The sequence below is a fragment of the Pseudomonas sp. PDM19 genome, from assembly GCF_014852215.1.
In the GTDB taxonomy this organism is placed as follows: Bacteria; Pseudomonadota; Gammaproteobacteria; order Pseudomonadales; family Pseudomonadaceae; genus Pseudomonas.
In genome coordinates this window covers 668600-681441 of record NZ_JACVBG010000001.1, presented here as the reverse complement: position 1 = coordinate 681441, position 12842 = coordinate 668600, and the positions used below count along the sequence as shown (strand labels likewise).

At 67.5% G+C, this 12842-nt stretch carries 15 protein-coding genes; 5 read left to right on the top strand and 10 right to left on the bottom strand.

The annotated features are described in order from the left end of the window. The first annotated feature begins 268 nt into the window (after positions 1-268). Both IB273_RS03035 and IB273_RS03030 read left to right on the top strand, forming a co-directional pair. On the top strand, positions 269-856 hold the full coding sequence (locus IB273_RS03035) for a phage tail protein (protein ID WP_192223196.1): 588 nt from the start codon (positions 269-271) through the stop codon (positions 854-856). Positions 857-874: 18 nt separating this feature from the next. Beyond that, positions 875-1447 (top strand): phage tail protein, encoded by a 573-nt coding sequence (locus IB273_RS03030; RefSeq protein WP_192223195.1) that lies wholly within the window; start codon positions 875-877, stop codon positions 1445-1447. A gap of 23 nt (positions 1448-1470) precedes the next feature. Here the strand turns inward: IB273_RS03030 and IB273_RS03025 are convergent, their stop codons facing one another. Beyond that, entirely contained in the window at positions 1471-1773 is a 303-nt protein-coding gene (locus tag IB273_RS03025) for a DUF6916 family protein (protein WP_081516909.1), read from the bottom strand. Between the two features lie 110 nt (positions 1774-1883). On the opposite strand from IB273_RS03025, the gene IB273_RS03020 reads away from it, so the two are divergent. After that, complete coding sequence (locus IB273_RS03020) at positions 1884-2375, top strand: GNAT family N-acetyltransferase (protein WP_192223194.1); 492 nt, start codon at positions 1884-1886, stop codon at positions 2373-2375. Here IB273_RS03020 and IB273_RS03015 read toward each other — a convergent pair. The 5 genes from IB273_RS03015 to IB273_RS02995 are packed head-to-tail and all read right to left on the bottom strand — an operon-like array spanning position 2363 to position 8353. Next, on the bottom strand, positions 2363-3343 hold the full coding sequence (locus IB273_RS03015) for a sulfotransferase (RefSeq protein ID WP_151186806.1): 981 nt from the start codon (positions 3341-3343) through the stop codon (positions 2363-2365). The two genes, IB273_RS03020 and IB273_RS03015, sit on opposite strands and share 13 nt — an antisense overlap. Continuing rightward, positions 3331-4131 carry an aspartyl/asparaginyl beta-hydroxylase domain-containing protein gene (locus IB273_RS03010; protein WP_081516906.1) on the bottom strand — a complete coding sequence of 267 codons (801 nt, stop codon included), beginning with the start codon at positions 4129-4131 and terminating at the stop codon, positions 3331-3333. The genes IB273_RS03015 and IB273_RS03010 overlap by 13 nt, the downstream gene beginning before the upstream one ends. Before the next feature lie 33 nt (positions 4132-4164). Next, positions 4165-6261 (bottom strand): HlyD family efflux transporter periplasmic adaptor subunit, encoded by a 2097-nt coding sequence (locus IB273_RS03005; protein WP_192223193.1) that lies wholly within the window; start codon positions 6259-6261, stop codon positions 4165-4167. Then, a complete protein-coding gene (locus IB273_RS03000) occupies positions 6258-7577 on the bottom strand; it encodes an efflux RND transporter periplasmic adaptor subunit (RefSeq protein WP_192223192.1) in 1320 nt (439 codons plus the stop codon). Before IB273_RS03000 ends, IB273_RS03005 begins: the two co-directional genes overlap by 4 nt. Then, positions 7574-8353 carry an efflux RND transporter periplasmic adaptor subunit gene (locus IB273_RS02995; RefSeq protein ID WP_192211094.1) on the bottom strand — a complete coding sequence of 260 codons (780 nt, stop codon included), beginning with the start codon at positions 8351-8353 and terminating at the stop codon, positions 7574-7576. The genes IB273_RS03000 and IB273_RS02995 overlap by 4 nt, the downstream gene beginning before the upstream one ends. A 175-nt stretch (positions 8354-8528) precedes the next feature. On the opposite strand from IB273_RS02995, the gene IB273_RS02990 reads away from it, so the two are divergent. Then, positions 8529-9209, top strand: a complete 681-nt coding sequence (locus IB273_RS02990; protein ID WP_192223191.1) for a phytanoyl-CoA dioxygenase family protein — start codon at positions 8529-8531, stop codon at positions 9207-9209. A 12-nt stretch (positions 9210-9221) separates the two neighbouring features. Here the strand turns inward: IB273_RS02990 and IB273_RS02985 are convergent, their stop codons facing one another. The 4 genes from IB273_RS02985 to IB273_RS02970 form a co-directional block, all read right to left on the bottom strand. Next, positions 9222-9650, bottom strand: a complete 429-nt coding sequence (locus IB273_RS02985; protein WP_192223190.1) for a thioesterase family protein — start codon at positions 9648-9650, stop codon at positions 9222-9224. After that, positions 9647-10405, bottom strand: a complete 759-nt coding sequence (locus tag IB273_RS02980; RefSeq protein WP_192223189.1) for a class I SAM-dependent methyltransferase — start codon at positions 10403-10405, stop codon at positions 9647-9649. Before IB273_RS02980 ends, IB273_RS02985 begins: the two co-directional genes overlap by 4 nt. Next, on the bottom strand, positions 10398-10889 hold the full coding sequence (locus IB273_RS02975; protein ID WP_081516899.1) for a MarR family winged helix-turn-helix transcriptional regulator: 492 nt from the start codon (positions 10887-10889) through the stop codon (positions 10398-10400). Before IB273_RS02975 ends, IB273_RS02980 begins: the two co-directional genes overlap by 8 nt. Positions 10890-11009: 120 nt before the next feature. Next, positions 11010-11759, bottom strand: a complete 750-nt coding sequence (locus IB273_RS02970) for an SDR family NAD(P)-dependent oxidoreductase (RefSeq protein WP_192223188.1) — start codon at positions 11757-11759, stop codon at positions 11010-11012. A 174-nt stretch (positions 11760-11933) separates the two neighbouring features. Here IB273_RS02970 and IB273_RS02965 point away from each other — a divergent pair, with 174 nt between their 5' ends. Beyond that, positions 11934-12839 carry a LysR family transcriptional regulator gene (locus tag IB273_RS02965; RefSeq protein WP_192223187.1) on the top strand — a complete coding sequence of 302 codons (906 nt, stop codon included), beginning with the start codon at positions 11934-11936 and terminating at the stop codon, positions 12837-12839. The last annotated feature ends 3 nt before the right edge of the window (positions 12840-12842 follow it).

The window sequence follows — 12842 nt, the reverse complement described above, 5'->3', positions numbered from 1 at the left end:
CTGAGAGCACACACGCAAAGCCGCACCGGCTCCGGTACGACGACTGCAAGCTGGCAAATTGTTATTGGATTGATCTCACCATAATGCCTGATGGAAAGCTGACGTCAATGGCCCGATAGCCGGCATTCGCCGGCAATTCGCTCAATAACCGCGAGCCCGACGCTCTCATGGATATCGTCTATGTTTCCTCTCGGCCCGATCGCCAGCGGAATGGTCGGCGGGCCAGTCCCGTGATGAAGCGATAACAACTCAAAGTAGGGAAATGATCATGAGTGAACAGTCCTATCTCGGCTCGATCAGCGGCTGGGCCCCGAACTTCGCACCGCGCGGCTGGATGATCTGCGCCGGGCAGATCCTCGCCGTCCAGCAGAACTCCGCGCTGTTTTCGCTGCTGGGCACCAACTTCGGCGGCAACGGCCAGACCACCTTCGGCCTGCCCAACCTGCAGGGCCGCGTCCCCGTCGGCGTGGGCCAGTCGCCGGGTACATCCATGTACGCGCTCGGCCAGGTGGGGGGCACGGAAAGCACCACCCTGACCACCGCGCAGATGCCGATGCACACCCACGCCGCCACCGGCACCCTCAGCGCCTCGTTGCCGACCAGCAGCGCAGCAGCCACCTCGGCCACGCCCAGCGCCACCTCGGTGCTGGCAGCCGCCAATGGCGCCTACGGCCGCGATGCCGTCGACGTGAAGATCTACGCGCCAGCACCGGGCTCGGTGAACCTGCCGCTGTCCAGTTCGGCGACGGTCAACGTCCAGATGACCGGCGGCTCCCAGCCGTTCTCCATCCTGCAGCCGTTCCAGGCCATCAACTACATCATCTGCGTTTCCGGGCTGTATCCCTCGCGCAACTGACGACTCAAGGAGCACCACATGGATGTCGAAAGCTATATCGGCGTCGTCGCGCCCTTTGCCGGCAGCTTCGCGCCGAGAAACTGGATTACCTGCAATGGCCAGCAAATGAGCATCTCGCAGAACCAGACGCTCTACGCGCTGCTGGGCACCACCTACGGTGGCGACGGTGTCAACACCTTCTGCCTGCCCAATCTTGGCGGACGCGCCGGCCTCGGCCAGAACGCCAGCTACCCGCTGGGTGCCGTGGCCGGTACGGAACACACCACCCTGCTCACCAGCAACCTGCCGACCCATACCCACGGCGCCACCGCGGAGGCCACCGTGCTGCTGTCGGAGTCCAGCAGCGCCGCCAGCGCCAGCCAGGCGACGACCAGCGATACGCTGGCGCAGTCGCTGGGGGCCGCCGGGCGTGATGCCGTCACGGTGCAGATCTACGGTCCCGCGCCGGGCTCGGTGCAACTGCCGGCACAGGGGCAACTGAACGTGACACTGGCGGCGGCCGGCGGCAGCCAGCCTGTCTCGATCCTGCAGCCCTATCTGGCGCTGACCCAGTGCATCTGCGCCCTCGGGGTCTTCCCCAGCCGCAACTGATCGACCCGGCCCGCTGCCAGGCCCTAGCTGAACAGGGCCTGGTAGTGGCGCTGGTCGCCGGGCGTTGCCGCCAGCGGCGCCAGGTAAAGTTCGTAATCGCGCCCGCTCGGGCTGCTCAGGCGATACTGGGCCTCGAGCAGCAGTACATTCATCGGCGTGGTGAAGATCAGCGAGAAAGGCGTGCGGAAACCACCGCCGACCTCGCGCCCTTCGATCACGTTGTGCAAAGTCAGCTGGACCGGATCGGGAACGGTGTGTGCAGTGAACACCTGGCCGAGTTCAGAACTGAATGCCTGGGCCGTCAGGCCCTGGAGGTCGATGAGCATGAGGTCACTCCCTGATCGTTGAATGGCAGGCTCCGCCGTCGCGAAGCCTGGAAAACCTGAGCCTGAAAATCTGCCCCTGAAAACCAAGGCCTGGAAAACTACAACAGCCCATGAGCGAGATAAAGACCCGCCCCACCCTGCTTCGCCGCCCCGCCGACAGCGCCGACGAACCCTGGCTGAAGCGCCTGTTCGCGCAACTGCGCGGCCTGGACGCGGCGCTGATCGCAGCCTGCCCCGCCCTGCTCGACCAGCAGTGGCAACTGCAGCAGCGCATCTTCGCCAGTGACTATCCAGGCGCCCTTACCGAACTGATCCTGCTCGACGGCGAACCAATCGGCGTGCTGACCCTGGACGACCGCCCGGACAGCCTGCGCATCCTCGAAATCGGTCTCGAACAGCATCAGCGCGGACGCGGTTTGGGTGAACAGCTGCTGCGCGAGGTCGTCGCCCACGCCGACCATCAGGGCAAGGCGCTTGAGCTCGCGGTGATGCGCCACAATCCTGCGGTGCGCCTGTACCAGCGCCTGGGCTTCGCGAGCCTGGGAGGAGCGCCGGACGAGGCGCAATGGCAGATGCGCCGCGAGCCCGTTCAACCCGCCTGATCCCTGCGCAACGCCTCCAGCTCCCGGTAAGGCGCATCGGCCCAACGAGCCACACTGTCACGCAGTAGCGCCGAAGCGGAGTCGCGCTTGTCGCGGGAATCCGCCACGAAAGCCTCGCCCGGACGCTTGGCATTCTGCCGGCTCACCGCCATGGCCTGCTCGACCTGCCCAGTCGTCAGCCGCAGGCGCTCGCGCAGGCGTCCGCCCAATACCTGCGGCAACTCCTCGTAAGCCACTGCCAGGCCGCCCTGTCCGCGGCACGCTTCCACCGCCAGCGCCAGCAACCGCCCCAGGCGACGAGCGATGTATTCCTCGCGGGGTGCCACCGGCTCATCGACCAGGTTCAACGGCGACGGACTCAGTTGGCCCGGGATCATCTGCATGCCCGGCATTTTCAGGTGCGATGCAGCGATCTCCAGCGGGTCGCGGTAGAGAAATATCCACGGCGTTTCGGGGAAGCAACGGCGAATCAGCGGCAACTCGAATAGATTCCACGCATCGAGCTTCACCACCAGATGCTGCGCCGGCGGCCCCGCGTTCTGCGCCAGCGCTGACAGCATCGCGATGACGGCCCGCTCCTGCTGGCCTGCCTCCCACTCGTGGAGGTAGTGACTGCGCAACAGGCTATCCAGCGGACCGGGCTCGGACAGCACCAGGTGACTGTCGAGCCCGGCGAGCATCTGTGCCAACAGCGTCGAGCCGCAGCGCGAGGCGTGGAAGACCAGCAGGCTCGGAGCCAAGCCGGGGCTCGCGCGCTGCCAATCGAGCAGCTCCGTCAGGCCGGTCTCGCGACGGAACGCCAGGTTGAAAGGCAGGCGCAGGGCCTGCTCCACGTCGTCATGGAAGAATGGTCGGGTCAGGCGCTGCTCGCCGAACCAGCACCAGTCCAGGCGCCAGTCCCGTGCGTCACACCAGGCACGAATGGGCCGCCAGCCACTGAGGTCCAGCACGGGGCTCAGGCTCTCCATTGGTCACTCCAGGCTCTGCGGGCCAGGCGCATCGTGGCGCGAACTTCAGCGGCGGAAAAGTGCAGGTCGCGGGCGGCCCCCAGAGCGACCACCCGCGCGACGAAGTCTGCGCTGTCGGTCATCGAGCGCAGCGCCTGGGCGAGCTCAGGCTCCTGCGCGACCTGCACGCGGAACTGCTCGAATGCCAGGGCCGCTCGACCAGGACGCAGGCTCGGCGTATCCGCCAGCCCCTGCTCGATCAACGCCAGCAGCCAGTCGTTGCGCTGGCAGTCGAGGACCAGATGGATGCGCTCCCCGGGCCCCGGATTGTCGACCCGGTGCGGGCGGGCGAGGTCGATGAACCAGCACTCGCCCGGACGCATCGGCACCTGCAGCCCGTCCACCAGGAACTCGACGCCCTCAGGGCTCAGCAACGGCAGGTGCAGGCGCAGGTCACTGTCGGGCAGCCCCAGATCAGGATCGCAGTGCTCGTGAATCCGCGAGCCGCAGCCCAGGCGCAGCAGGCGCGCGCTACGGATAGTCGTGCGGAAGGCGCCCAGTGCGGCCTGCCAGGCCGCGCTGCGCCGCAACAGGTCGCTGGCCAGCGGTGCGCCCTGCCCCGGCGCCAGCGGCATCAGGGCGTCGTCGGGGGTGATCAGCGCAACGCCGCTCCAGTCTCCTTCGTAGAAGCCACGGTTGAAATGCCCTTGCCACGCCGCCTGGTCCACGGCAGCCAATGCGTCGAGCAACGGCTGCAACGGGATGTCCAGCCCAAGCCGGGCGCAGCGGGGTAACGATGTCGCGCTCATGGAACTCTCCCTGCTCCGAGAAAAGCCGCCGCCTCAGAATCCGCTTTCCCTCACACCCAATGCCGCCAGCCGCCGCCAGGCGAGCCCCAGGATCGACTGCCCACTGCCGTCCAGTACGACCATGCCGCGCTGCGGCTGCGCCAGGGCCCACGGGGCATCGCGCAGGCTCAGGCGCACACCGTACTGCGCCTGGACCGGTTCGGCGCGCTGCTGGGCATCGCGGCGCACGGCAATCGGGCCATGATGATCGGAGCTCAACGCCTCCAGTTCGACGAAGACCGCGCCGTTGGCGTCCACTTCATCGAGCTGCACCGGCACGGCCGGGCGGGCCGGGTCGTCGGCGATGAAACGCCCCTGCGCACCGCTCTGCACACGCCACAGGTCGGCCTCCGCCAGATAACCGCGCAGGCGCAGGCCTGGCTCCACCACACGCACCAGCACATCGGCAGGCTTCAACCATCGGCCCGGGCTCAGGTCGGGCAGCAGGTCGCGGATGACCCCGGCCTGCGGTGCGCGCAGTTGCAGGCGCTCGCGTTGGGCAGCGAGGCCCCGGTACTGGGCCACCGACTCCGCCAGCCGTTGTTCGAGAATGCCGACATCGGCAGCCGTCTCGCTACGGCCCGCCTGGCGGCGCAACTGCAACTGCAGCAGATCGATCTCGCGGCGCACGATGAGCTGTCTGGCATCGAGGTCCGGTGAAGTCAGTTCCAGCAGCAACTCGCCCTGCTCCACCGTCTGGCCATCGCGCACCAGCAGTCGCCCGACCCGGGCAGCCGCCGGTGCATGCAGCACCACGGCACGCGTCGCCTCCAGCTGCGCCGGCACTTCCACGGCACTGCGCCAGGGCACGACCAGCAGCGCCAGCAGAGCCAGCAGCGCCAGGCCAAGCCCGACGACCTTGTGCGGTGCAGCCTGCTCGCGGCGCTGCCACCATTCCTGCAGCTCCCGCCAGATCGGCAGGCCGATGAACCAGACCAGCTCCACCAGCATCAGGAAGATGCCCAGCAGCTTGAAGAACAGGTGGTAGACCGCCAGGGCGATACCGAAGAACAGCACCGCGCGCCAGATCCACGAGCCATACCCCCAGATCAGCAGACGCCGGCGCAACGGCACAGGCCAGGGTTCAGGCATAGGCTCTCCATAGCCGAACAGCGCCTCGCGCAACCGCCAGCGACACAGGGCGAAAGCCCGCGCCTGGAGGTTCTCCACGCCGAGCAGATCGGTGAGCAGGAAGTAGCCGTCAAAACGCATGAACGGATTGAGGTTCACCAGCACCGTGGTGATCCAGGTGGCGCTGGCCAGCATGAAGGCCGAAGTACGCAGCGGCCCGTCCGGCAGCAGCGACCAGGCCAGCAGCGCAAGCACTGCCAGCACCAGTTCGGCCAGCACGCCACCGGCGCCGATCAACAGTCGTGAGCGTCGGTCGCTGACGCGCCAGGCGTCGCTGACGTCGGTGTAGAACATCGGCAGCATCACCATGAACGCCACACCCATGCTCTGCACCCGGCAACCGGCGCGCTTGGCCATGAAGGCATGGCCGAACTCGTGGCAGAGCTTGGCGAAGGTCAGCGAAACACCGAAGGCCAGCGCCCCGCCCAGGCTGAACAGATGCGGGAAGGTCGCCAGGAAGCGCTGCCAGTCCCGCGCCACCAGGACCAGCCCGAGGGCGAACACCAGCGGCAAGCCCCAGCGCAGTATCCACCCGCCGTTGCGCTGCAGGACCGGCCAGGCGCGATTGAGAAAGGCATCCGGGCGCCACAGCGGAATCCGGAAGAACAGGTACTGGTGCAGCACCTTCTGCCACAGGCTGCGCTTTTGCAGCTGCGCCTTCTGCCCGTAGCTGGCGCGCTGTTCGGCGTCCACGGCGGCGATCAGGTCATGCCCGCGCAGGAAGCGCAGGAACTCTTCCAGCTCCTGCGCCCCCAGGTTCTCGCCGGTTTCTGCATTGGCCGCCCCCAGCACCCGCTGCGGGTCGCCCAGCGCCCAGTGGCGCAACAGCCGCACCGCAGCGCCGCCAAGTTTGAAGTAGCGCCCGCGCAACGGGTCGGCCAGCGTCCATTGCGGTGCTCCGTCCAGCGCCGGTGCGGCTGGCGACAGCTGCAGGTCCGGTCGCAGCGCCGGCAGCATCACAGGCCCAGGCTCTGACGCGCTGCCGCCAGCGGCCGGCGCAACAGGTAATAGGCCAGCGGGGCGCGATCGCCATACAGCTTGGCGGTGCCGCGCAGGCCGATGCGCGGGGGCGTCTCGTCGAACGCCGCGTCCAGTCGATACGCCAGCTGCCCGGCGGCAGTGGTCTGGGCCTCGTAGGCCGCGCGCTGCAGGCGAGCGTCATGGCGGCGCAGCGGATCGCTATCGAGCAGCAGCACGACTTCCGAACCTGGCTCGAGGACGATGGCGTCCCCCACCGCCAGGTCGATGCGCAGCTCCGCCTGGTGCGGGTCCGCCAGATCCATCAGGCGCTCGCCGGTCTGCACCGGCTTGCCGGTCCAGCGTTCAGCGTCGGCAAACACCGCAATGCCGTCACGCGGCGCCCGCACTTCGGCACGGGCCAGCAGGTCGCGGGCATAGTCACGCTCGGCGCGCTTCTGCTCCACCCGTGCAGCCAGCAGATCGACCTTGGCGCCGGACTCTGCATCGGAAAAAGCACGTTGGGAGTTGGCCTTCAGCTCGGCTTCGGCCACGCCGAGGGAGCGTTCGGCAACATCGGCCTGGGCTTGCAACGTGGTGGCGTCGAAGCGCACCAGCAGGTCGCCGGACTTCACCGCCTGGTTGGGTTTGACCAGCACCTGCTGGATCACGCCATCCAGCGGCGCAGCGATCACCTGGCCATCCAGCGGCACCACTTCGGCCGGCGCCAGCACTGACTGGCGCACGGGCGCAAGCAGCAGCAGGCAGAGCACTGCGGCAATCGCCAGCAGCTTCTTCTTTGGCCAGCGCAGCCGCCAGGGCTTGCGCGGCTGCAGGGCCGTCCAGGCATGCGCGTACGCATCGCCCAACTGCACCAGCAACGCCTGCTCTGCCTCGCTCCACGACTGCTCGCGGGCCAGCCAGAGGCCACCGAAGACTGCGCCCTGACGATCAGCCAGCGGCAACCAGAAGACCTCGCCGGCGGAGAGCTCCTGCCAATCGATCTGCTGCTGTGCGCCCAGCTGCTGGAAGTCCACGCGCTGCGCCTTGCCCAGCGCATCGTGCTGGTGCAACTGGCCGCAAGCCTGCTCGACGAAAGCCACGAAGGGAGCGTTGGGCTCCACCACGCTGATGCCGGTGAGTGCCCGGACCTTGCCCGCGATCAGCAGCGCCGCATGGCGGTAACCGAACAGCGCCTGGGCGTCGTTGACCATGTGATACGCCAGCTGCTCCACCGTCGAGCAAGCCCGCGCCTGCCGCTCCAGGGCGAGAAACTGCGCGAAGACCCGCTCGGCCAGACCGACCTGCGGCGCGTTCATGGCGTCTCCGCGAAGCGCGCGGTGCCACTCATGCCAGCCAGCAGGCCCTTGGCGTCCCCCGGCAGCGAAGCGATCAGCGGAAGCATCTGGCTGCCCTCGTCGATCCGCGCGCCCAGGCGTTTGACTTCTACCTGCAGCGGCTGGCCGGTCTCATCGGGCACGAAGGTGAAGGACTGTCCCACTTTCAACCGGGACACCCAGCGCGAAGGCACCAGCAGGCGGATTTCCAGGCTGCGGTTGTCGACGATTTCCAGCAGCGGCGCGCCGCCGGAAACGCTCTCGAAGGGCTGCGCCTTGCGCTGCACGACCTGGCCGTCGAAGGGCGCAACCACCGCACAGCGGCCGACCTGGACCTTGTAGACCTGAGCCTGCGCCTGGGCTTCGGAGAGCTTGGCCTCGGCCAGTGCGACCTCGAAGCGCCCCACGGAGTTGAGCGCCGCCAGCTGGCGGTTGTGACCCAGCTGTTCGCTGGCCGCCTTGGCGCCGGCCTGGGCGGCATTGAGCTGTGCCTGATAGGCCGAGCAGTCGAAGCGCACCAGCACATCGCCCTTGCGGAAGGACTGCCCATCGGCGAATGGCATTTCCAGGATGCGCCCGGACAGCTCGCTCGACAGCATCGCCTGGTCCCGCGCCCGCAGGATGCCGCGGACATCGCCCGAACCAGCGGAGGACGGCGGGCTCGACAGCAAGGGGTCGTCCTGAGCGGGGTCCGCGGCATAGGCCGCTCCCGCCACGCACAGCGACACCCCAAAACCCAGCCAGATCCCTTTATGCATTGTCAGCTCTCCCTGCAGATCGGCGGAGTCTACGGTACTCCGCAAGCGGCGGATATTGGCCGCAGCAGAATTCCTCCGTAGGCTTGGCTGCCGGTCGGCGCCGGCGAAAACCCGGCTCAACGCGGCAACCGCTCTAGGCCGGGCCCATCGGACAGAGCACAAGGACGAAAGGCAAATGGATGCAGCCAAGCTCGACTACCAGCGACTCCACAGCGAAGGTTACGCCCTGCTGCGCCAGGCGATCCCGCGCGCCCTGCTGGAGGAGCTGCGCGCGGCTTTCGATGCCAACGTCCTGCCCTCGGATCGCTGGCCCGTGCCCCGTGGCGTGGACTGGCGCCACGCGCAGATCGACCTGGAGCCCTGCGCCCAAGCGGCTTGTCGACTGCCGCCGCTGCTGGAAGCAGCCGGCGCGTTGATCGGCGAGCGATTCTTCCTCGCCCAGGCAGAGGGACGTGAACCCCTGCCCGGAGGCGGCCATCAGCAACTGCACCGTGATCTGTCCGCCCTGCGTCCGGGGGACATGGTCAGCGCCCTCGCCTTCCTCGATGACTTCTCGCCAGAAAACGGAGCCACCCGCCTCGCACCCGGCAGCCATCGGCCCGCCCCTGGCCAGCCACCCTTCGACTTCCTTGACGAGTCCCATTCCCTGCAGCTGAGCGGCCAGGCCGGCGACATCCTGGTGTTCGACGTCGACCTCGTGCACGCCGGCAGCCTGAACAGCAGCGGCGCGCGGCGCCGCACGCTCCTGATCAGCTACCGGGCCGAGCCTCTCTATGCAGCGCACCTGGAGACTTTGGGCCTGCGCAATGTGCGGATGAATACCGCCGAGCGTTTCGATCCGCCGCAGTCGTGCTGAGCGGTACGCCGACTAGCCGGCAACCGCAGCGGACTTCTCCCCCAGCCGCTGGACGAACCGCTGCAGATCGATGATCGCGCGACGATGGGTGCCGGCGCCGATGACACCCGCCTCGTCGCGGCACTCGACGCGGAACACCAGCGACTTTCCATCGATGGCAATGAGCTCCACCGCCGCCGTCACCTTCATCCCCACCGGCGTGGCAGCGATGTGGCTGACATCCACCTGGGTGCCCACCGTGCGCTGCTCAGGTGTGAGGACGGGCCGCAGCCCTTCGATGCAGGTCTGCTCGATGAAGCCGATCATCATGGCGGTGGCGAACACCGGCGGCATGTCGGCAAAGCCAGGCCAGTCGGTCGCCACCTGGGGCACCGTGTGCCGCTGCGCCACGATCAGGGTTTCATTGTGAGTCAGTCCAACGGCAAGCACTGGCGGGTTCATACGCGTCCGATCCTCATGTTGATGGGCCAACTGACCCGGTGCCGCGCAGTGGGATCGCCCCAGCGCTCGGCCATGTCGGCTGCGAAGTCATGCAGCAGGTCTTCGCGCCCGGCCTCGCGGGCGCTGCGCACCGCCGACCAGGTGGAGACGTAACCGAGGAACTCCCCGAGGTTCCACTCCAGGCGAATGGCGATCTCCGGGCCGGGAAACTCGGCGAAGGGGAAGTCGAGGGTGGCGTAGCCGCTGTCCACCAGCTTGCGTTCGGCCGGCCAGTAGGGGCCGATCTCCTTCCAGTAGAACTGCTCGAAGCGCTCGCCCAGCGCCCCTTCCAGCCGGAGCACGCCATAGCTGATCAGCGCCAGGATCGCGTTGGGCTCGGCGACCCGCCGCACTTCGGCGTAGAACCTCGGCAGATCGAACCAGTGCGCGGCCTGCGCGGCGGTGATCAGGCTGGCACTGCGGCTGAGCAGCGGCAGGTCCTCGGCCGGGGCACAGGCGTAGTTGACGTTCTCCTGCTGCGCGGTATGGGCGATCTGGTCCGCACTGGGATCGAAGCCGACCACTGCATTGAAGTGCTCGGCCAGTTGCCGGGTCAGTTGGCCGCTGCCGCAACCGACATCGACCGCGAGCACCCGGTCGGGTGCCATCGCTGCCAGATGGGCGGCCAGCTCGACGGGATATTCGGGACGGAAGCGCGCGTAGGCCTGCCCACCCTGGTCGAACCAGTTACGCAGGTCGCTCGACGGGTTACTCATGGCTGGTGGCTCCTGTCTTCAGGGCTTGCTTGGCGTGGCTCAGACGCTCGGAGAAGCCCTGTGCTTCCAGGGCGCGTGCGGCGTCTTCCAGCACGCGACGCAGCGGATGGCCGATCTCGGTTTCCAGCTGCTCGATGGCTTCGAAGGTCGCCGCCCAGTGGGTGTTGAGCTTGCTCACCAGCTTCTTCCCTACCGGCGTCAGTTGCAGCACGCTCTTGCGGCCGTCTTCGGCGCGCTGGCGGGTGATCACACCGTCGGTTTCCATCTGGCCGACGGTCTGGCTGATGGCGCCCTGGGTCAGGTGGGTACGCGCGGTTATCTCGGTGACCGTCTGCGCCCCGGAACGGATGGCGCGCAGCACCGGCGTGTAGCGGGCCCGGTAGTTCATGCCCATCTGCTGGTAATGCTCCTCGGCGCCCAGCTCTACCAGTTCCGAGACGTAGCGCAGCAGTTCACCCAGGCCGGGTTCGTTCTTTCTGTTCATCGCAGCCCTCTCCATCGAGGGCTTCAAATTACATTAGAGCTAATGCAAATGGCAAGCCGGTACGCAGATGAAAGCGGCAGGACCGGCCAGAGCTTGCGCCCTGCCCGGTCCATTGCGCGGTCAGACCTGAGCCATGCCGCCGTCGACGAACAGCTCGATGCCGTTGATGAAGCTGGCCGACTCCGAAGCCAGGAAGGCCACCGCCTTGCCGATCTCCCGCGGCTCGCCCAGGCGGCCCAGCGGCACCTGGCTGGCCAGCGCGTCGAACAGACCCTGACGTGCCTCCTCGGGCACCAGGTCACCCAGGCCGGGAGTGCGCACCGGGCCGGGGCTGACGACATTGACGCGGATGCCACGGTCCTTGAGGTCAAGTGCCCAGGAGCGGGCGAAGTTGCGCACGGCGGCCTTGCTGGCGCTGTAGACGCTGAAGTTGGCGGTGCCCTGGATCGAGGTGGTGGATGAGGTAAGGATTACCGACGCGCCGTCGGTCAGCAGCGGCAGCGCCTTCTGCACGGTGAACAGGACGCCGCGCACGTTGGTGCCGAAGATGCGGTCGAAGTGCTCCTCGGTGATCGCCCCCAGCGGCAGCATGTCGCCGCCGCCGGCGTTGGCGAAGAGGATGTCCAGGCGACCGGCGGACTTGGCGATCTGCGCATACACCGCATCGAGATCGGCGAGCACCGAGGCGTCGGCGCGGATGGCCGTGGCGCTCGGGCCGATGGCTTCCACGGCGGCGTCCAGTTCGGCCTGGCGGCGGCCGGTGATGAACACCCGGGCGCCTTGCGCGGCAAGCTCCTGGGCGGCGCCGAGGCCGATGCCAGTGCTGCCGCCGGTGACCAGTGCAACTTTTCCAGTGAGGGACTTGTTCATGATGAGCTCCTGAGATTCGCGGTTGAGGGTTCTGCCTCGCAGCCTGCGTCTGTCGCGGCTTTGCGGTGAGGCATGGCGCTACTCTAGGGCCCGTCGATTGCTGGAAAAAGCGCATACAATAGAATGACTATCCATATCCATGGATAATCAGATGATCCCTTCAGAGGAATTACCATGGATCAGTTCCAGGCCATCCGCGCCTTCGCCCGCGTCGTGGAGGCCGGCAACTTCACCCGCGCCGCCGACTCGCTGGACATGCCCAACGCCACGCTGAGCAAGCTGGTGCAGGAGCTGGAAGCGCACCTGGGCGTGCGCCTGCTGCAGCGAACCACGCGGCGCGTCACGGTAACGCCGGAAGGCCAGGACTATTACGCCAAGGCCACCCGCGTGCTGCGCGACCTGGAAGACATCGACTCGACCTTCAACATCGCCCGCAGCAAGCCACGCGGCCACCTGCGCATCGACGTTGGCGGCTCCACCGCTCGGGACGTGCTGGTGCCGCTGCTGCCGGACTTTCTCGCGCGCTATCCGGACATCCGCATCGACCTGGGCGTGTCCGACCGCTCGGTGGACCTGATCGGCGACAACGTCGATTGCGTGATCCGCGGCGGCGCGCTGGACGCCTCGTCACTGGTGGCGCGCGGTATCGGCCAGGCAACCATGGTCACCTGCGCCTCACCCGAATACCTGCGCCACAACGGCATCCCCGCCTACCCCGAGGAACTGCGCAACGGCCATCGGCTGGTCAGCTACCTGTCGCCGCAGAACGGCCGGGCGGTGCCCTTCCGCTTCGAGCGCGACGGCGAACGCAGCGAGCTGAAGCTCGAACACCGCATAGGCGTCAACGAAAGCAACGCGCACCTGGCCGCCTGCGTGGCCGGCCTGGGTATCGTCCAGACCTTCTCCTACGCCGCCGGCGCCGCCCTGCGTGATGGCTCGCTGGTGGAGATTCTTGCGGACTGGCGCCCGGCGCCCTACCCCTTCCACGTCGTCTACCCGCACAACCGCTACGTCACGCACCGCCTGCGGGTGTTCATCGACTGGCTGGTCGGGTGCTTCCCGGCGAAGGTCGCCGGCTGAGTC